Raw genomic sequence first — 18126 nt, 5'->3', positions numbered from 1 at the left:
GCCGGTGGTCGGGGCCGGGACGCCGGGCGCGGAGGCGCCGGGCAGGGCACCGGGCGGCAGCCCGTCGCCGCCGCCGTCGGAGGCGTCGCCGCCGCTGGCATCCGGGGCGGGCCCGGCGGGGGCCTGGCTCGTCGCCGTGGGGTTGGCCCGCGGGGTCGCGTCGGGCTCGGCCGCGGCCGGGTTCTCCACGCCGGGGATGTCGTCGCCGCCGTCGCCGCGCAGCAGGAACTCGCTCTGCGCCACGTTCCAGTTGTCGGCCAGGTAGCTCTTCGGCTTCGGGTCGGTGTTGAAGTAGTCGTCGTGACCGCAGTCGAGGCGGGTCTCGTGGCTTTGCGGGCACACCGTGCGCAGCGCCGTGCCGGAGCGGTCCTTGGTGCACATCAGGTCGTAGTCGTCGGTGCAGCTGCCCGCGCCGGTGGAGTTCGGCGAGTCCTGCAGCCGGGCCCCGAGCATCTGGGTCACCTGACGCGCCGCGGTCACCGAGCTCCAGCAGCCCGCGTCGACCCGGCCGTACGACGGCCCGCCGTTGTTGCGGTTGCCCAGTCCGGGCCGCCGGTCGGCGATGAAGGTGCCGATGCCGCAGTACACGTTGGTGTCCGCGAAGATCAGATACTTACGGTCGGTGCGGTTGTAACCCAGCGTCTGCAGCGCGCCGATGTTGCCGGTGAAGGACTCCAGCGCCGCCTCGGGCACCTGCACCTCGGCGACGTCCACCCGGCACTGCGGGGTGGTCACGAAGCGCACGTGCCGGGAGCCGCCGGTCTCGGCCGCGCTCGCGTCGAAGATCTGGTCGACGCCGGCCGCCCAGGTGCGCATCGAGCCGAGGAAGTCGGTGTAACGGCTCGGCGTGCCGAACTCGTGCAGGTAGAGCACCTGCACACGGCGGCCGGTGCGGCCGTCGCCCTCGCAGGCCACGTCGTGGGTGCCCATGATGAACTCCGCCTCGCCGGGCGCCGCGTCCGGGATCAGCGCGGGTGCGCCGGGCGACAGCGAGCTGCCGCCCTGGTCCCGGACGATCTCGGCGTCGGTCGGCACGGCCGCCTCCTCGCGCGTGGGCTCCGCGGGCTCGGGCACCTTCGCGGTGAGCGCGGCGACGTCACGGGTCACCTTCAGCCCGGCCGGAGCCGGGTCGGGACCGTGCGTGCAGGTCTCCTCGTCCAGCTCGTACACGCCGGCGCAGAGCGAGTCCGCGTCGCCCGGCTTCAGGCCGTGGTAGATCAGGCCGAGCACGGGGTTGTCGGCCGGCTTGGCGGCGAAGGTGATCCGCTCGCCGTCCCGGCCGTCGCCCGGCCAGGCGCCGCTGATCACGCTCGGGCCGACCACGCCGCCGATGCCGAGCATCGCCACGCCCAGCAGCACCGGCAGCAGCCGGTGCGGGTGGGAAGCGACACGCCGGTGCCCCCGGTCGGGGACAGCCCGCCGCCGGGTGGGCGGCGCCTCCCCACGCGGCGCGGGACGTCGGTGGGTGGACAAACCATCTCCTCGTACTGCGGGGGCGCGGTGGGAGGGGGTTATGGGGTGACCACCTCCCACCGCGGGGTGGCCTGCCGGATCCTTGGTGTGGGGTCGTGCGTCGGATGGATCGGCAAACCGGATGGGATCGGGATAGAGCGTGCCAGCCCGGGAGCGCCAGCGGAACGCCTTTAATGCAGATCTAAGCAATCGTTGTACCGTCCGGGTTATTTCGCGCGAGCAGTGCGGTCAGGCCGTTTTCTACGCTTCGTCCGTGCGTTGATGTGGCCACTTGCGCTTGACCGGATCGCGTTCCCGGGCCAGCCGGCCGACCAGACCGAAACGGCTGGCCTGTTTCGGTGCGGCCTCGGCGTCGGCCAGCAGCATGACGACGCTGGCCCCGCCCATGGCGGCCCGGTCCAGGCTCACCGAGCCGCCGGTGGCCTGCGCCGCCCGCCGCGCGATGTCCAGGCCCAGACCTGTCGAACCCTGCTCACTCTCGCCGCGCCGCAGCGCCTTCTCCGGGTCGTCGATGCCCGGCCCCGCGTCGTCGACCCGGACAGCGACCCAGCCGTCCCGCCTGCTGATGCCCACCTCGAACGCCGTGCCCTGCGGGGTGTAGCGGAAGACGTTGCCGAGCACGGCGTCCAGCGCCGCGGCCAGCTCGGCCCGGGCCACCGGCACCGGGATGCGCAGGTGCGCGCCGACCACCCGGTACTGCCGGTCCTGGTCGCCGGCGAGCGCGGACCAGAAGACCATCCGGTCGCGGACCACCTCGCTGGCGTCGCAGAGCCCCTCGTCGGGCGCCGCGACCTGGGCGGCGACGGCCTGCCGGGTGGTGTTGATGAGCTGGTCGACCTCGCCCTCGAGGGTGACGATGGCCTGCCGGATGCGCCGGATGCCGCGCCGGCGGTCGAGCTCGGCCGCGGAGAACTCGCCGATGTGGGTGTCGTCCGGGTCCAGCGCCTCGGCGTCCAGGCGCAGCACGGTCAGCGGCGTGCGCAGCCGGTGCGACAGGTCGGCGACCATCTCGCGCTCGCTGGTGCGGGAGGTGACGAGGCGGTCGGCCATGCGGTTGAACGCATACCCGGCCTCGGCCAGCTCGCGCGGGCCGGTGGGCTGGATGCGGACGCCCAGGTCGCCGCCGCCGACGGCCATCGCCGCGTGCACCAGGTTGCGCACCGAGGCCACCGCGCCGCGGGCCAGCCGGTCGACCACGATCACCGAGCCCAGCACCAGCCCGAGCATGATGCCGAGCAGGGTCCACCAGTCCCGGGCGGTGCCCGCGCCGAGCTCCTCGTCGCTGACGAAGGCCTCGACCACGGAGGTCTTTTCGCCCACCCGCGCCGGCTCCAGGCGCACCAGGCCGTCGTCGACCTCGATCACCAGGGCCTCGGTGCCCTTGGCCGCCTCCAGGATGTCGTCCGCGCCGGCCCGGGTGTTGCCCGCCGTCTCCGGCGGGTGCACGACGAGCCCGCCGCCGGCGCTCTTGACCGCGGCGTCGACGCTCTTCTGGTTGGCCCCCGCGGCGATCGCGCCGGCGACCGTGGCGCTGCGCTGCTCGGCGGCGGACATGGCGTGGTCACGGTGGTCCTCGCGCAGCTCCCAGCCCAGCGGGATGAGGAACGCGAGTGCGGCGATGGCGGTGGTGGCGGCGCTGACGTAGGCCAGCCGCGCCCTCAGTCCGGCGCCACCAACCGGAATCCGACCCCCCGCACGGTGCGCAGGTAGCGAGGCTTCGCCGCGGATTCGCCCAGTTTCCGACGTAGCCAGTAAAGGTGCACGTCGATCGTCTGGTCCTCGCCGACTGATGGCTGTCGCCATACCTCCTCCAACAGCTCACGACGGGACACGACCCGGCCCGGGCGGGCGGCCAGGTACGCGAGCAGGTCGAATTCCTTGCGGGTCAGCGCCAATGACTGGTCGGCGAGGCTGGCGCTGCGCTCGCCGACGTCCACCCGCAACTCGCCGACCTCGTGAACGGCGGGCTGGGCTGTCCGGCTGGCCCGGCCGACGCGGCGCAGCACGGTGGTGATGCGCGCGTCGAGGTGGGCGCCGGTGAACGGTTTGACCATGTAGTCGTCGGCCCCGGCGCGCAGCAGCCGCACCACGGTCTGCTCGTCGTCGCGGGCGGTCGCGATGATGATCGGGACGTCGGTGATGCCGCGCAGCATGCGCAGCGCGTCCGAGCCGTCCAGGTCGGGCAGGCCGAGGTCGAGCACCACCAGATCGGGGGTCTCGGCGGCGACGCGGCGCAGGGCGTCCAGCGCTGTGCCGACGGCGTGCACGGCGTGCCCCCGGTCGGCAAGCGACCGGAGCATGGCGCCGCGCACGACGTGATCGTCTTCGACGAGCAACACCGTGGCCATGCAGAGAAGGTACTGCCCTTGGCAAGCCATGCCGAATCCGTGATTGAGAGGTAGCGATCGAATACAGAGAGTAGTCATGGAATCGGACACGATAGGATGACGGCACCGATGACCTTCACACTCTTTCCCCAAGCTCGGCTGGCTCTCGCCACCGCCAGCCTGACCGGCCTCTCGGTCGGCGACGCGCTCGGCGCACAATATTTCGTCCCCGGCCACGTCGCCGCGGATCTCACCCGCGGCCACCTGCCCACGCCGCCCTGGCCCTGGACCGACGACACCGAGGAAGCCTGCTGTCTGGTCGCCGCCCTGACGGGCAGTGACGAGATCAACCTCGACCGGGACCGCCTCGCCGACCTGCTCGGCGAGCATTTCGACGCCTATCGCGGCTACGGGCCGGGCGCCGTGGTCACTCAGAGTCCTTCTGTGGATCTTCCGGCCTTCGGGCCGGAGGGGGAAACGGAACCCTTTGCGGAGCGGAGCAGGGGAAGCCGCTTCGCCGCGAAAGCACATGGGCGGCTGGTGCGTGAGAGGGAGATATGCTAACGTTCCTACGTCTGATTGGCGATACCAAAGCCGGTCGGGCCTACCGCCGGGCTGGTGGGAAGTGACGTCTGTGGAGACTGTGTAAGACCGATGGGCGGTATGCCGTCCCTTGCCGTTTGTTCGGGTCGGCTGTGGTCGGTGAATCAGAAAGCTCAACCCGCGAGGGTTGAATCCCTCTGCATCAGCTGAGGGAGATGTCAAGCTCCGGCTGATCCGCCAGGAGCACCCCGTGGCCGATCGCGGCCTTCGACGGGCAGGGCTCGGCCGGCAACGGCGCCGCGATGCGCGCCGCCCGGTCGGCCGCCTGCCACGCCGACTCGCTGGCACACGCGGCCGCCCAGGGCACGCGGGCAGCCAAAGTGAACCAGTCGCTGCGTACACCGGAGTGGAGGGGATCCCGCCGGCGTGGCTGGCCGCGCGCGAGCCGCTGCCCGATTGGGTGGCCGCGTCGGGCGAGGGGTGAGGAAACGCACCAACTAGCATCGTCTGCGACCCCGTACTTGACGTGAAGGAGAACCACCGTGTCCGCACCCCGTACCCCTGTCGTGGCCGACGCCCTAGTCGTCCCGGCCGGGACGACGGCGGCCGACGCGGTGGCCGCCGCCGGCCTGCCCGCCGCCGGTCCCAAGGCGGTCGTGGTCGTGCGCGACCCGGCCGGCCGGCTGCGGGACCTCGACTGGGCGCCCCAGCTGGACACCGAGGTCACCCCGGTGTCGCTCGACTCGCCGGACGGGCTCAACGTGCTGCGCCACTCGGCCGCGCACGTGCTGGCCCAGGCCGTGCAGGACATCTTCCCGGAGGCGAAGCTCGGCATCGGCCCGCCGATCGAGAACGGCTTCTACTACGACTTCGACGTGGTCAAGCCGTTCGTCCCGGAGGACCTGGCCAAGCTCGAGAAGCGCATGCAGGAGATCGTCAAGTCCGGCCAGAGCTTCCGGCGCCGCGAGTACGGCTCGCTGGACGAGGCCAAGGTGGAGCTGGCGGGCGAGCCCTACAAGCTCGAACTGGTCGACATCAAGGGCGAGGTGGACGCCGCCGAGGTCATGGAGGTCGGCGGCGGCGAGCTGACCCACTACGACAACATCGACAAGGACGGCAAGCGCGTCTGGGGCGACCTCTGCCGCGGCCCGCACCTGCCGTCGACCCGGCTGATCGGCGCGTTCAAGCTGATGCGCTCGGCCGCCGCGTACTGGCGGGGCAGCGAGAAGAACCCGCAGCTGCAGCGGGTCTACGGCACCGCGTGGGCGACCCGCGACGAGCTGAAGGCGTACCTGAAGCTGCTGGAGGAGGCCGCCCGCCGCGACCACCGCAAGCTCGGCGCCGATCTCGACCTGTTCTCCTTCCCCGAGGAGCTGGGCTCCGGCCTGCCGGTCTTCCATCCCAAGGGCGGCATCATCCGCCGCGAGATGGAGAACTACTCGCGGAGCAAGCACGAGGAGGCGGGGTACGCGTTCGTCAACACCCCGCACATCACCAAGGGCCACCTGTTCGAGACCTCCGGGCACCTCGACTGGTATGCCGACGGCATGTTCCCGCCCATGGAGATGGAGGGCGCGAACTACTACCTCAAGCCGATGAACTGCCCGTTCCACAACCTGATCTTCCGGTCCCGGGGCCGCTCCTACCGCGAGCTGCCGCTGCGCATGTTCGAGTTCGGCACCGTCTACCGCTACGAGAAGTCCGGTGTGATCCACGGTCTCACCCGGGTCCGCGGCATGACCCAGGACGACGCGCACATCTTCTGCGCCGAGGAGCAGATGGAGGCCGAGCTCGCCTCGCTGCTCACCTTCGTGCTGCAGTTGCTCAAGGACTACGGCCTGGACGATTTCTATCTGGAGCTGTCCACCCGCAACCCGGAGAAGTCGGTCGGCACCGAGGAGAACTGGGAGCGGGCCACCGAGACCCTGCGCCGGGTGGCCGAGGAGTCCGGCCTGGACCTGGTGCCGGACCCGGGCGGCGCGGCGTTCTACGGCCCGAAGATCAGCGTGCAGGTCAAGGACGCCATCGGCCGGACCTGGCAGATGTCGACCATCCAGCTCGACTTCAACCTGCCGGAGCGCTTCGAGCTGGAATATTCGGCCGCGGATGGCACCCGCAAGCGGCCCATCATGATCCACCGGGCGCTGTTCGGCTCGATCGAGCGCTTCTTCGGCGTGCTGACCGAGCACTACGCGGGCGCGTTCCCGGCCTGGCTGGCGCCGGTGCAGGTGGTCGGCATCCCGATCCGCGACGACCACGCCGACTACCTGGGCGAGTTCGTCGCCAGGCTCAAGGCGCAGGGCATCCGGGCCGAGGTCGACTCCTCCGACGACCGGATGCAGAAGAAGATCCGCACCGCCCAGCAGCAGAAGATCCCGTTCATGGCGATCGCAGGCGACGACGACGTGAACGGCGGCACGGTCTCCTTCCGCTACCGCGACGGCTCGCAGCGCAACGGTGTGCCGCTGGACGAGGCGGTCGCGCACGTCGTCGAGGTCGTGCGTAACCGGGTCAACACCGGGCCGTCCGCGGCCCCCGTGGATCCCGCCTAGCCCAGCGGCGGGATCCACGACTCCGGGTCGGCGCAGTCGCCGATGGTCAGGCTCTCGATCAGGGCCTCCAGGTCCGCGCGGGGCCGGGCGGACTCGACGGTGACGACGCAGCGCTCGGCCTCCACGGTCAGCCGGGCGCCGGGGGAGTACCAGGCCGGCAGGCCCGCGACCCGGGTCGCGCCGGTCAGCGTCGTACGGGTCTTCCGCCAGGCCGCGTCCCGGGCGCCGGCCAGGACGGCGACGTCCAGCTCCGGCGGCAGTCCGGGGTAGACGGCCGCGCCCGACGGCTCGCGGTCGGCGCTGCTGAAGCCCAGTGCGGCCGCCCTGCGGTCGATCCGCTGATCCGGCCACCGGACGTAGGTGAGCCGCAGGTCCGCCGGGAGGGTGGGGCCGAAGTGGATCGGCAGCCGCAGGTCGCGCGGCGGCCCGAGGGTCACGGCGGCGGCCAGCCGGAGCAGATCCGACCGGGAGATCCCGCCGTCGGCGCGTTCGGTGTCGGCGTAGACCACGATCCAGGCGCCGGACGGGTCCCGCCGGCCGACCGCCGGGCCACGCCACGGCTTGGTGTCGCCGGCGGCATGCCCGACGAAGGTGAAGGTGGTCAGGTACGACAAGTCCCTGATGTCCTCGCCGGTGCGGAACTGGGTCTCGTCCAGCGTGCCGGGCGGGAACGCGGTCACCTCGCCGCCGTACGTGCCCTCGGACCCGCCCAGCCTGAGGTTCTGCACCGTCAGGGTCTGCCGGGCACCGTCGGAGACCCCGGTGGTCACCACGTAGCCGGCCGCCGCCTCGACGTGGAGCGTCACCTGCCAGGGCCGGCGGACGGGTTCGGCCGGGGCGGCCGGCGCCGCGGTCCCGTCGCCGCCCGACCGCAGCGCGCCCACGGTCACCACCGTGGCGACGGCGGCCAGCACCGTCACGATCAGGGCTGGTACGGCGCCGCGGCGGTGCCGGATATGCGTCCCACGCATGGGTGTCCACCTCACATTGATCGCCGACACTCTATGGCGTACCCCGGATGTCCGCCACGAGCCGGGCGGGGCCCGCCGGGGCTGACTAGGGTGGGGGCGTGAGTGACGCAGGGGAACCGGACGGTCTCGACCGGCTCTGGACGCCGCATCGGATGGCGTACATCTCGGGTGCGGACCGGCCCGAGGGCTATGAGGAGCCCGCCGGCTGCCCGTTCTGCGTCGCGCCCGGTCTCGACGAGGGCGTGAGCCTGGTGGTGGCGCGCGGCGAGCTGGTCTTCGCGGTGCTGAACCTTTATCCGTACAACCCGGGGCATCTGCTGGTCTGCCCGTACCGGCACGTCGCCGACTACACCGGGCTGACCGACGCCGAGACCGTCGAGCTGGCCACCTTCACCCAGCGGGCGATGCGGGTGATCCGGCAGGCCAGCAGCCCGCACGGCTTCAACCTGGGGATGAACCAGGGTGCCGTGGCCGGCGCCGGGATCGCGGCGCACCTGCACCAGCACGTGGTGCCGCGCTGGGGCGGCGACGGCAACTTCATGCCGGTGATCGGCCGGACCAAGGTGCTGCCGCAGATGCTGGGCGAGACCCGGGCGCTACTGATGAAGGCCTGGGGCGAGGGCTAGCGCCCGCACCCCGGCGGCGATCTGTTCCGCGGAGGGCGCCCGGGCCGGGTCCGTCAGCAGTTGGGTCAGCACGCCGGACATCAGCGCCATCGCCACCGAGCCGATCGTGCGTACCGTCTGCTCGTCGATCGTCTCCTCGGCCTGGCCGGTGAGCATCGCGGCCAGGCCGCTCCGGCCCTGCTCCATGCCCTCGGCGAGCTGCGCCCTGAGCTCGGCGGAGTGTTCGCTCTGGATCATCGCCTCGACGCTGGCCAGCCAGAGCTGGCGGTGGCTCCGCATGCTGCCGATCACCCGCTGCCAGTAGCGCACCAGCGGATCGGCCGCCTCGTCGGCGCCGTCCGTGGCCAGGGCGGCGCCCAGCACGTCGCCCCAGTCCTCGATCGCGCTCAGCATCGCCGCCTGCATCAGGGCCGGGGTGGAGCCGTAGTGGTAGCCGATCGAGCCGAGGTTGGTCCCGGACGCCGCGACGATGTCGCGGGCGGTGGTCCGCGCGAAGCCCTTCTCGTAGAGGCAGCGCTTCGCCCCGGCCAGCAGATCCTCGCGATGTCCCATGGGCGACATCCTAAGTTCTATACAAACGTGTAAGACGTTTGTATAGTAACCGCATGACGCATCGCGACGTACTCATCTCCGGCGCCGGCCTCGCCGGCCCCGCCCTGGCCCACCAGCTGCACCGGCACGGCTTCCGCCCCACGGTCGTCGAGCGGGCCCCGGCCCTGCGCGACGGCGGCTACAAGGTCGACATCCGCGGCGCCGCGACCGAGGTGCTCAAGCAGATGGGCCTGTTCACGGCCGTCCGCGCGGTCGACACCGGCATGCGGCACGTCACCTACGTCCGGCGCGACGGCCGGCGGATCGCCCGCCTCGACGCCGACCTGCTGATGGGCCGCCGCGGCGACGACCTCGAGGTGATGCGCACCGACCTCACCCGGATCCTCTACGACGCCACCGCCACCGACGTCGAGTACGTCTTCGGCGACGCGATCGCCACGATGACCGACGGCCCGGACGGCGTCGACGTCACCTTCGCCAGCGGCGCCACCCGGCGGTTCGCCCTGGTCGTGGGCGCGGACGGGCTGCACTCGGCCACCCGGCGGCTGGCCCTGGGCGAGGTGCCGCTGCGCCACCTCGGCGCGCACATCGCCATCTTCGACGTGCCGGACGAGCTCGGCCTCGACCGCGAGGAGGTCTTCTACACCGAGCCCGGCCGGATGGTCTTCGCCTACAGCACCGGCCCCACCGCCCCGGCCAAGGTCGGCATGGTCTTCGCCTCGGATGATCCGTCGCTGGGCCGGGAGGTGCTCGCGGACCGGTTCGCCGGGCTCGGCTGGCAGGTGCCGCGCTTCCTCGAACTGCTGCGGGACGCGGACGACGTCTACTTCGACGCGCTGAGCCAGGTCGCGCTGCCGCGCTACTCCGCCGGGCGGGTCGTGCTGCTCGGCGACGCCGCGCACTGCCCGTCCCCGGCCGCCGGTCAGGGCACCAGCATGGCGCTGGTGGGCGCGTATCTGCTGGCGGGGGAGCTGGCCGGCGCGGCGGGCGAGCACCGGGCCGCCTTCGACCGGTACGAGGCGAGGCTGCGCCCCTACGCGGAGCGCAACCTGGCCTTCGGGGTCAAGATGGCCGGGGACATGGTCCCGGGCGGCCGGCTCTCCCTGGCCGTCCGGCACTACGGCATGCGCACGCTGAAGTACAACCCGTTCGCGCGCCAGATCGTCGAGAAGGTGACCCGGCCGCTGCACGAGCTGGCCAACGCCATCGAGCTGCCGTCCTACCCGATGGCGTCAGTCGGTTGAGCCCATCCCGCTACCGGTTGGTGTGCTCCTTGCTGATCGCGTCCGCCAGGTGTGCGGGCATCGGCTCGTGCCGGGCGTAGGTCCGGGTGAACGTGCCCGCGCCCGAGGTGAGCGCCCGCAGCTCGACGGCGTAGCGGACCAGCTCGGTGGCGGGCACCTCGGCCCGGACCAGGCTGTGGTCGCCGTCCTCGGTGACCTCGGTGCCCAGCGGCCGGCCCCGGCGCCCGGACAGGTCGCTCATCACCGGGCCGACGTAGGCCTCCGGCACCCGCACCACGATCTCGTCGACCGGCTCCAGCAGGGTGAGCTGCCCCTGCTCGGCGGCGGACTTCAGGGCCAGCGCCCCGGCGGTCTGGAACGCGGCGTCGGAGGAGTCGACGCTGTGCGCCTTGCCGTCGACCAGCGTCACGCGCAGGTCGATCACGGGGTAACCGGCGGCGATGCCCTTCTCCAGCTGCGCGCGTACCCCCTTCTCCACCGACGGGATGTAGTTGTGCGGCACCGCACCGCCCACCACCTTGTCCACGAACTCGAAGCCGGAACCGCGCGGCAGCGGCTCGACCTCGATGGCGCAGACCGCGTACTGGCCGTGCCCGCCGGACTGCTTGACGTGCCGGCCGTGACCGTGCGCCGCCGCGCCGAAGGTCTCCCGCAGTGAGACCTTCACAGGCTCGGTGTCGAGCTCCACGCCGCCGGCGCGGAGCCGCTCCAGGACCACGTCGGCGTGCGACTCGCCCATGCACCAGAGCACCAGCTGATGGGTGTCGGGGTTGCGCTCCAGCCGCAGCGTCGGATCGCCGGCGACGAGCCGGCCCAGGTTCTTGGCCAGGGCGTCCTCGTCGGAGCGGGTCTTGGCCACCACCGCGATCGGCAGCAGCGGCTCCGGCATCGTCCACGGCTCCATCAGCAGCGGCTGGTCCTTGGCGGAGATGGTGTCGCCGGTCTCGGCGCTGCCGGACTTGGTGATCGCGCAGATGTCCCCGGCGACGCAGGACCCGACCTCGCGCAGCTGCGCCCCGAGCGGGGAGTAGATGTGCGCGATCCGCTCGTCCGCGTCGTGGTCGGGGTGCCCGCGCTCGGTGAGGCCGTGGCCGGAGACGTGCACGACCAGCTCCGGGCGCAGCGTGCCGGAGAAGACCCGGACCAGCGACACCCGGCCGACGTGCCGGTCGATCGTCGTCTTGACCACCTCGGCCACCAGCGGGCCGTCCGGGTCGCAGGTCAGCGGCGGGCGCGGGCTGCCGTCCACCCCGGTGACCACCGGCAGGTCGTGCTCCAGGGGGGAGGGCGCGGCGCTGACCAGGCCGTCGAGCAGGGCGTCCAGGCCGACGCCGGTCGCGGCGCAGACCGGGATGACCGGATAGAAGGTGCCCCGGGCCACGGCCTTCTCCAGGTCGGGCACCAGGGTCTCGGTGCTGATCAGCTCGCCGGCGACGTACCGGTCCATCAGGGTCTCGTCCTCGCTCTCGGCGATGATCCCCTCGATCAGCAGGTCGCGGTCGTCCTTGATCGGCGTCAGGTGCTCGCGCTCGGCCTCGCCGGCCCGCGGCGGATAGCCGGCCGAGTAGTCCAGCACCTTCAGCGTGACCAGGCCCAGCAGGCCGGCGATCGAGGCGCCGTCGTCGCCGAGCATGGGTTGGTAGATCGGCATGACGTTCTCGCCGAACGCCTCCTGGCACTCCTGCAGCGTGCCCTCGTAGTCGGCGCGTGGATGATCGAGCCGGGTGATCGTCACGGCCCGGGGCATGCCGATGGCGGCGCACTCGTCCCACAGGGCGACGGTCGCCTCGTCCACGCCGTCGACCGCCGAGACCACGAAGACGGCGGCGTCCGCGGCCCGCAGGCCGGCGCGCAGCTCACCCACGAAGTCGGCGTAGCCGGGGGTGTCGAGCAGGTTGATCTTCATGCCGTCGTGCACCAGCGGTGCGCACGAGAGCGAGACGGACCGCTGCTGGCGTACGGCCGCAGGGTCGTGGTCGGTGACCGTGGTGCCTTCCGCCACCGCGCCCGCACGCGAGATCGTGCCGGTCGCCGCGAGCAGCGCCTCGACCAGCGTTGTCTTGCCCGCGCCGGAGTGGCCCACCAGCACCACGTTGCGTACTCTGCCGGGCTCCGTCACCACCGCGGCGGTGAGCCCTTTCTCCTGGATCTTCTGCGTCATCGTGACGCCCTCCTGTCGGCAGCCGGTCGGCAGCCATTCTCCCGGACCCGGTCAGCCGGGCAGGATCCGGGCGGACCGCCCTGGGGGATTCCTGGCTGGTACGTCCCCGCCCTTGGATCTGACACCCAGCGCAGTCACCGTCGCAACCCTTTGTAGTCAGTAACCGGCCTTTCATGACGATCCGGCGACGCGTGACGCAGGCCGTACCGGGTTTCCCCGGGCGCCGTTATGGTGGGACGGCCATGGCAAAGATCGTCAGCGTGCCTGCTCGCGCCCTCGTGTCGTACGTCGTCAACCCGACCGCCCGCCTCCTGCTCCGCCTCGGCGTCACCCCGAACGCGGTGACCGTCGCCGGCACCGTCGGCGTCCTGATCGGCGCCCTGGGCTTCGGCGCCCGCGGCGAGCTCTTCTGGGGCACCGTGATCGTCACCGCGTGCGCCCTCACCGACGCGCTGGACGGGACGATGGCCCGCATGCGGGCCCCGTCCGGCAAGTTCGGCGCCCTGCTGGACTCGTCGATGGACCGGATCGCCGACGCCGCCGTCTTCGGCGCCGTCGCCTACTACCTCGCCGGCCAGGGCAACCCGTACGGCGGGATGGTCGCCGCGCTGATCTCGCTGGCCTTCGGCCAGGTCGTCTCCTACGTCAAGGCCCGCGCCCAGAGCCTCGGCCTGGACGCCGACGTCGGCCTCGCCGAGCGCCTCGAACGCCTGCTCATCGTGGGTGTCGGCGGCCTGCTCGGCGCCGCCGGCCTGGAGTGGGGCCTGCCGGCCGCGCTCTGGGTGCTGTCGCTGCTCTCGGTGATCACGGTCGGCCAGCGGCTGATCCACGCGGCGAAATCGGACGTGACGCCTTGACCTCTCGACGTGATCAGCTCACCGAGCTGGGTTATGCCGCCGGCTGGCGGCTCACCCGGATGCTGCCGCTGCCCGCCGCCCGGGCGTTGTTCAACACGGGCGCCGACCGGGCGGCCAAGGCCAACGGCCCGAGCACCCAGCGGCTGCGCCGCAACCTGCGCACGGTGGTCGGCCCCGACCTGCCGGAGACCGAGCTCGACGAGCTGGTCCGGGCCGGGCTGCGCTCGTACGCCCGGTACTGGATGGAGGCCTTCCGGCTGCCGTCGCAGAGCCGGGAGTCCTTCCGCACCGGCTTCAACCTGGTCAACGCCGACGAGTTCCACCGCGTCCTGGGCGAGGGCAAGGGCGCGATCCTGGCCCTGCCGCACATGGCCAACTGGGACGCCGCGGCCGCCTGGGTCGTCTCGCACGACTGGCGGCTGGTCACGGTCGCCGAGCGGCTCAAGCCCGAGGGGCTGTTCGACCGCTTCGTCGCCTACCGCGAAAAGCTCGGCATGGAGGTGCTCCCGCTCACCGGCGGCCGGCGGGCGCCGCTGGACGTCCTCGCGGAAAAGGCCACCGCGGGGTATGCGGTCGCGCTGCTCGCCGACCGCGACCTGTCCGCCCGCGGCATCGAGGTGACGTTCTTCGGCGGCCGCACCCGGATGCCGGCCGGACCCGCGATCCTGGCGCTGCGCACCGGCGCCCCGCTCTACGCGGCCGAACTGTGGTTCACCCCGACCGGCTCGCTGGGCCGGATCCACCGCATCACCATGCCCGAGCCCAGCGAGGGCAACCTCGACGTGCGGGTCAAGATGACCACCCAGCGGCTGGCCGACGCGTTCGAACGGGGCATCGCCGAGCATCCGCAGGACTGGCACATGCTGCAAAAACTGTGGCTCGACCAGAGCTCCCGGGTCTGAGGGGCGGGGCAGCGTGCGGATCGGGATCGTCTCGCCGTACTCGTTCGACGTGCCCGGCGGCGTGCAGAACCACATCGTCGACCTGGCCGAGGCGCTGATCACGCTCGGTCACGAGGTCAGCGTGCTGGCGCCGGCGGACGAGGACGCCGAGCTGCCGCCGTACGTGGTGGCGGCCGGGCGGGCGCTGCCGCTGCCGTACAACGGCTCGGTGGCCCGGATCGCCTTCGGCCCGGTGTCGACCGCCCGGGTCCGCCGCTGGCTGTCCCGCGGCAAGTTCGACGTGCTGCACGTGCACGAGCCGCTGACGCTGAGCCTGTCGCTGCTGGCGGTGCTCTCCGCGCGGGGCCCGGTGGTGGCCACCTTCCACACGGCGATGGTCCGCTCCCGCGCGCTCGCCGCGGCCCAGGGCATGCTGCAGCCGGTGGTCGAGAAGATCACCGCCCGGATCGCGGTCAGCGAGTTGGCCCGCAAGGTGCAGGTCGAGCACATCGGCGGCGGCGCGGTGGAGATCCCGAACGGGGTGGCGGTGGCGAAGTTCGCCACGGCCGAGCCCCTGACGGGCTGGCCGGGCGAGGGCGGCACGCTGGGCTTCCTGGGCCGCTTCACCGAGTCGCGCAAGGGCTTCGAGCTGCTGCGTACGGCGTTCGTGACGCTCGCCCGGCAACGGCCGGACCTGCGCCTGCTGGTGGCCGGGCCGGGCGACCGCGCCGACCTGTACGAGGACTTCCCGGCCGACCTGCACCCCCGGGTGGAGTTCCTGGGCCTGGTCAGCGAGGTGGACAAGGCCAGGATGCTGCGCAGCGTCGACGTCTACGTGGCCCCGAACACCGGCGGCGAGTCCTTCGGCATGATCCTCACCGAGGCGATGGCGGCCGGCGCGACGATCGCCGCGAGCGATCTCGACGCGTTCCGCCGGGTGCTCGACGGCGGCCGGGCCGGGGCGCTCTTCCCGACCGGCGACACCGCCGCACTGACCGGGCTGCTCGCCGAGCTGCTGGACGACCCGGAACGCCGGACGGCCCTGGCGGTCTCCGCCCGCACGGCGGTGGAGGCGTACGACTGGCCGAGCGTAGCCAACCGCGTACTGGAGGTGTACGCCACGGCGATCGAGGCCACGGACGGCCGCGTATTTGACGAAGAGTGGGCCGAACCACCGTCCGGGACGTAACTCTCCGACACAAAACGGCACTACGATGCCCCGCATGTGGTGGGTCATGGGTGCGCTCGCGGTGGCGGCTGTGCTGTCGGCGTACCTGGCCTGGACGGCCCACCGGGTCGAGCGGGTCCACGTCCGGGCGGCCTCGGCCGGCCGGTCCCTCGACGCCCACCTGCTGCGCCGCGCGGCCGCGGCGGCGGTGGTCGCGGAAAATACGGACTTCATCGAGCTGTACGCGGCGGCCCGGCTGGCCCTGGACGCCGAGCCGGAGGAGCGCGAGGCGGCGGAGAACGACCTGACCCGCCAGTTGCAGGCGGTCCGGCTGACCGGCACGGACCAGGCGACCCGCACGCTGGTGGCGACCAGCCGCCGGGTGGTGCTGGCCCGGCAGGTGCACACCGACCTGGTGCGCGACGCGCTGACCGCGCGGCGGCGACCGCTGGTGCGCCTGCTCAGGATGGCCCGGCAATACGAGCGCCCCCGCTACTTCGAGATCGTCGAGCCGATCCTGCCGGAGCCGCTGACGGTGGCGCCCCGCCCGGCGCCGGAGCCCCCGGTCCCGGTCGAAGCGGCTTGAGGTTTCCGCCGGGGTAAACCGAACGGCAACCGGGGCGCCCCCGTTGTGCACTCGGTGGTTTCGCTGGGGTCCCGAAGGGGATGGCATGACGGACACGCAGATCGTTGAGCTGGGTATGCAGGCCATGACCATCGCCGCGAAGATGTGCGCGCCGGTGCTGGTGACGGCGCTGTTGATCGGGTTCGCGATCTCGTTGTTCCAGTCGGTGACCCAGATCCAGGAAGCGACGCTGTCGTTCGTCCCGAAGGCGGTCGGTGTCGGTGCGGCGATCTTGTTCTCGGGTAACTGGATGTTGCACGAGATGGTGACGTTCACGACGCAGCTGTTCGAGAAGATTCCGACGCTGATCGGTTGAGTGGGATGTGGTGCACGGGCCGCCTTCGGGCGGCCCTTCCGCGTTCCGGCGGATGCGGCGAAGCAGGCCACCTTGGGGTCGATTGGCCATCGGTGGCACCCCCTCACCCGCGTAATCTTTTCGTAGATCACATTCCCTAAGGAGTCTTCGCTGTGTCCAGCTCTGAGAGCCCCACTTCCGTCACCGGCACCGCTCGCGTCAAGCGCGGGATGGCCGAGATGCTCAAGGGCGGTGTGATCATGGATGTGGTCACGCCGGAGCAGGCCAAGATCGCTGAGGATGCCGGCGCTGTCGCCGTCATGGCGCTGGAGCGGGTGCCCGCGGACATCCGGGCTCAGGGCGGCGTCTCGCGGATGAGCGACCCCGACATGATCGACGGGATCATCAACACCGTCTCCATCCCGGTCATGGCCAAGGCCCGGATCGGGCACTTCGTCGAGGCTCAGGTGCTGCAGTCGCTCGGCGTCGACTACGTCGACGAGTCCGAGGTGCTGACGCCCGCCGACTACGCCAACCACATCGACAAGTGGGCCTTCACCGTGCCCTTCGTCTGCGGGGCCACCAACCTCGGCGAGGCGCTGCGCCGGATCACCGAGGGCGCTGCCATGATCCGCTCCAAGGGCGAGGCCGGCACCGGTGACGTCTCCAACGCCACCACCCACATGCGCACCATTCGCGGCGAGATCCGCCGGCTGTCCTCGCTGCCCGAGGACGAGCTGTTCGTCGCCGCCAAGGAGCTGCAGGCGCCGTATGAGCTGGTCAAGGAGGTTGCCGCGGCCGGCAAGCTGCCCGTTGTCGTGTTCACCGCGGGCGGCATCGCCACCCCGGCCGACGCGGCGATGATGATGCAGCTCGGCGCCGAGGGCGTGTTCGTCGGCTCCGGCATCTTCAAGTCCGGCAACCCGGCCCAGCGGGCCGCCGCGATCGTCAAGGCCGTCACGTTCCACGACGACCCCGACGTGATCGCCAAGGTGTCGCGCGGGCTGGGCGAGGCCATGGTCGGCATCAACGTGGACGAGATCCCGCAGCCGCACCGGCTCGCCGAGCGCGGTTGGTGAGCCTCAAGCAAGATCAAATGCAGATGTCGTGCCTGGGTGCATGGTGCTGACCGTCGCTCCCGCCGAGGCCGGGCGCAGGGCCCCGAGGAGCTGTCGCTCCAAAACAGGACCCTGCGCCCTGCATTCTGCGTGAGTGGCGAAAATCTACGATCTTTGAGGGGTTCATGAACATCGGAGTGCTCGCCCTGCAGGGCGACGTGCGGGAACATCTGTCCGCCCTCGCCGAGAGCGACGCCCTGGCCCGGCCGGTGCGCCGGCCCGAGGAGCTCGACGCCGTCGACGCGCTGGTCATCCCCGGCGGCGAGTCCACCACCATGAGCAACCTGGCCATCACGTTCGGGCTGCTGGAGCCGATCCGCAAGCGGATCGCCGACGGCATGCCCGTCTACGGCTCCTGCGCCGGCATGATCATGCTCGCCACCACGGTCCTCGACGGGCGGCCCGACCAGGAGTCGTTCGCCGGGATCGACATGACCGTGCGGCGCAACGCGTTCGGGCGGCAGGTGGACTCGTTCGAGGCCGCCGTCGCGATCGACGACATTCCCGGCGGTGATTTCCACGCCGTTTTCATCCGCGCCCCCTGGGTCGAGGAGGTCGGCGCGGAAGTCAGCGTGCTGGGCCGCGTCACGTCCGGACCCGCCGCCGGTAGGATTGTCGCCGTTCGGCAGGGGAACCTGCTCGCCACGGCTTTCCACCCGGAGCTCACCGGCGACCTCCGCGTCCACCGGTACTTCGTCGAGTTGGTTCGCAGGGCCGAAGACGCACGGTAAAT

17 protein-coding genes and 1 pseudogene are annotated in these 18126 nt (G+C 71.7%); 11 read left to right on the top strand and 7 right to left on the bottom strand.

Going from position 1 to position 18126, the window contains the following annotated elements; translation table 11 throughout:
• The 3 genes from DMB66_RS25985 to DMB66_RS25975 all read right to left on the bottom strand — a co-directional run.
• Positions 1–1473 (bottom strand): hypothetical protein (locus DMB66_RS25985; protein ID WP_125806731.1); only part of this gene is annotated, 1473 nt, incomplete at its 3' end.
• A 240-nt stretch (positions 1474–1713) separates the two neighbouring features.
• Complete coding sequence (locus tag DMB66_RS25980) at positions 1714–3027, bottom strand: HAMP domain-containing sensor histidine kinase (RefSeq protein ID WP_125806730.1); 1314 nt, start codon at positions 3025–3027, stop codon at positions 1714–1716.
• A gap of 104 nt (positions 3028–3131) precedes the next feature.
• Positions 3132–3821, bottom strand: coding sequence for a response regulator transcription factor (locus tag DMB66_RS25975; RefSeq protein WP_125806729.1), 690 nt, complete (start codon positions 3819–3821; stop codon positions 3132–3134).
• Positions 3822–3929: 108 nt separating this feature from the next.
• Here DMB66_RS25975 and DMB66_RS25970 point away from each other — a divergent pair.
• Positions 3930–4226 (top strand): annotated as a pseudogene (locus DMB66_RS25970) (ADP-ribosylglycohydrolase family protein); the annotation flags it as partial.
• 319 nt (positions 4227–4545) lie between these two features.
• On the opposite strand, the gene DMB66_RS66025 reads toward DMB66_RS25970, so the two are convergent.
• Complete coding sequence (locus DMB66_RS66025) at positions 4546–4710, bottom strand: hypothetical protein (protein ID WP_158647358.1); 165 nt, start codon at positions 4708–4710, stop codon at positions 4546–4548.
• Between the two features lie 175 nt (positions 4711–4885).
• Here DMB66_RS66025 and thrS point away from each other — a divergent pair, with 175 nt between their 5' ends.
• Positions 4886–6895 (top strand): threonine--tRNA ligase, encoded by a 2010-nt coding sequence (gene thrS / locus DMB66_RS25960; RefSeq protein WP_199752628.1) that lies wholly within the window; start codon positions 4886–4888, stop codon positions 6893–6895.
• On the opposite strand, the gene DMB66_RS25955 is transcribed toward thrS, so the two are convergent.
• Complete coding sequence (locus tag DMB66_RS25955; protein WP_125806727.1) at positions 6892–7866, bottom strand: hypothetical protein; 975 nt, start codon at positions 7864–7866, stop codon at positions 6892–6894. The genes thrS and DMB66_RS25955 overlap by 4 nt on opposite strands.
• A gap of 152 nt (positions 7867–8018) precedes the next feature.
• Between DMB66_RS25955 and DMB66_RS25950 the strand changes: the two genes are divergently transcribed.
• The gene (locus DMB66_RS25950) at positions 8019–8492 is read left to right on the top strand and encodes an HIT domain-containing protein (protein WP_125806738.1); all 474 of its coding nucleotides are present in this window, start codon (positions 8019–8021) and stop codon (positions 8490–8492) included.
• Here the strand turns inward: DMB66_RS25950 and DMB66_RS25945 are convergent.
• Positions 8463–9044 (bottom strand): TetR/AcrR family transcriptional regulator, encoded by a 582-nt coding sequence (locus DMB66_RS25945; RefSeq protein ID WP_125806726.1) that lies wholly within the window; start codon positions 9042–9044, stop codon positions 8463–8465. The genes DMB66_RS25950 and DMB66_RS25945 overlap by 30 nt on opposite strands.
• 53 nt (positions 9045–9097) lie before the next feature.
• On the opposite strand from DMB66_RS25945, the gene DMB66_RS25940 reads away from it, so the two are divergent.
• Complete coding sequence (locus tag DMB66_RS25940) at positions 9098–10288, top strand: FAD-dependent monooxygenase (RefSeq protein ID WP_125806725.1); 1191 nt, start codon at positions 9098–9100, stop codon at positions 10286–10288.
• A 10-nt stretch (positions 10289–10298) separates the two neighbouring features.
• Here DMB66_RS25940 and DMB66_RS25935 read toward each other — a convergent pair whose 3' ends face one another.
• Positions 10299–12449 (bottom strand): elongation factor G-like protein EF-G2, encoded by a 2151-nt coding sequence (locus tag DMB66_RS25935; RefSeq protein WP_125806724.1) that lies wholly within the window; start codon positions 12447–12449, stop codon positions 10299–10301.
• A gap of 242 nt (positions 12450–12691) precedes the next feature.
• Between DMB66_RS25935 and pgsA the strand changes: the two genes are divergently transcribed.
• The 7 genes from pgsA (at position 12692) to pdxT (ending at position 18124) form a co-directional block, all read left to right on the top strand.
• Positions 12692–13306, top strand: a complete 615-nt coding sequence (pgsA, locus tag DMB66_RS25930) for a phosphatidylinositol phosphate synthase (protein WP_125806723.1) — start codon at positions 12692–12694, stop codon at positions 13304–13306.
• The gene (locus DMB66_RS25925; RefSeq protein WP_125806722.1) at positions 13303–14208 is read left to right on the top strand and encodes a phosphatidylinositol mannoside acyltransferase; all 906 of its coding nucleotides are present in this window, start codon (positions 13303–13305) and stop codon (positions 14206–14208) included. The genes pgsA and DMB66_RS25925 overlap by 4 nt, the downstream gene beginning before the upstream one ends.
• 13 nt (positions 14209–14221) lie before the next feature.
• Entirely contained in the window at positions 14222–15376 is a 1155-nt protein-coding gene (locus DMB66_RS25920) for a glycosyltransferase family 4 protein (RefSeq protein ID WP_125806721.1), read from the top strand.
• 25 nt (positions 15377–15401) lie between these two features.
• Positions 15402–15941 (top strand): hypothetical protein, encoded by a 540-nt coding sequence (locus tag DMB66_RS25915; RefSeq protein ID WP_125806720.1) that lies wholly within the window; start codon positions 15402–15404, stop codon positions 15939–15941.
• An 85-nt stretch (positions 15942–16026) separates the two neighbouring features.
• Entirely contained in the window at positions 16027–16296 is a 270-nt protein-coding gene (fliQ, locus tag DMB66_RS25910; protein ID WP_125804468.1) for a flagellar biosynthesis protein FliQ, read from the top strand.
• A 152-nt stretch (positions 16297–16448) separates the two neighbouring features.
• Entirely contained in the window at positions 16449–17354 is a 906-nt protein-coding gene (gene pdxS, locus DMB66_RS25905) for a pyridoxal 5'-phosphate synthase lyase subunit PdxS (RefSeq protein ID WP_125806719.1), read from the top strand.
• A gap of 164 nt (positions 17355–17518) precedes the next feature.
• A complete protein-coding gene (gene pdxT, locus DMB66_RS25900; protein ID WP_125806718.1) occupies positions 17519–18124 on the top strand; it encodes a pyridoxal 5'-phosphate synthase glutaminase subunit PdxT in 606 nt (201 codons plus the stop codon).
• Positions 18125–18126: the final 2 nt, after the last annotated feature.

The sequence above is a fragment of the Actinoplanes sp. ATCC 53533 genome (assembly GCF_003947245.1).
The sequence above is the reverse complement of the archived record's forward strand: the minus strand, read 5'-3'. Positions and strand labels throughout refer to the sequence as shown.

What these genes read in the sequence shown, in the direction of transcription:
- DMB66_RS25945 (WP_125806726.1), bottom strand. Translation starts at nt 9,044, where the DNA reads ATGGGACATCGCGAGGATCTGCTGGCCGGGGCGAAGCGCTGCCTCTAC.
- DMB66_RS25940 (WP_125806725.1), top strand. Translation starts at nt 9,098, where the DNA reads ATGACGCATCGCGACGTACTCATCTCCGGCGCCGGCCTCGCCGGCCCC.
- pgsA (WP_125806723.1), top strand. Translation starts at nt 12,692, where the DNA reads ATGGCAAAGATCGTCAGCGTGCCTGCTCGCGCCCTCGTGTCGTACGTC.
- DMB66_RS25915 (WP_125806720.1), top strand. Translation starts at nt 15,402, where the DNA reads ATGCCCCGCATGTGGTGGGTCATGGGTGCGCTCGCGGTGGCGGCTGTG.
- fliQ (WP_125804468.1), top strand. Translation starts at nt 16,027, where the DNA reads ATGACGGACACGCAGATCGTTGAGCTGGGTATGCAGGCCATGACCATC.
- pdxT (WP_125806718.1), top strand. Translation starts at nt 17,519, where the DNA reads ATGAACATCGGAGTGCTCGCCCTGCAGGGCGACGTGCGGGAACATCTG.
- DMB66_RS25955 (WP_125806727.1), bottom strand. Translation starts at nt 7,866, where the DNA reads ATGCGTGGGACGCATATCCGGCACCGCCGCGGCGCCGTACCAGCCCTG.
- DMB66_RS25975 (WP_125806729.1), bottom strand. Translation starts at nt 3,821, where the DNA reads ATGGCCACGGTGTTGCTCGTCGAAGACGATCACGTCGTGCGCGGCGCC.
- DMB66_RS25980 (WP_125806730.1), bottom strand. Translation starts at nt 3,027, where the DNA reads ATGTCCGCCGCCGAGCAGCGCAGCGCCACGGTCGCCGGCGCGATCGCC.
- DMB66_RS25935 (WP_125806724.1), bottom strand. Translation starts at nt 12,449, where the DNA reads ATGACGCAGAAGATCCAGGAGAAAGGGCTCACCGCCGCGGTGGTGACG.
- DMB66_RS25950 (WP_125806738.1), top strand. Translation starts at nt 8,019, where the DNA reads ATGGCGTACATCTCGGGTGCGGACCGGCCCGAGGGCTATGAGGAGCCC.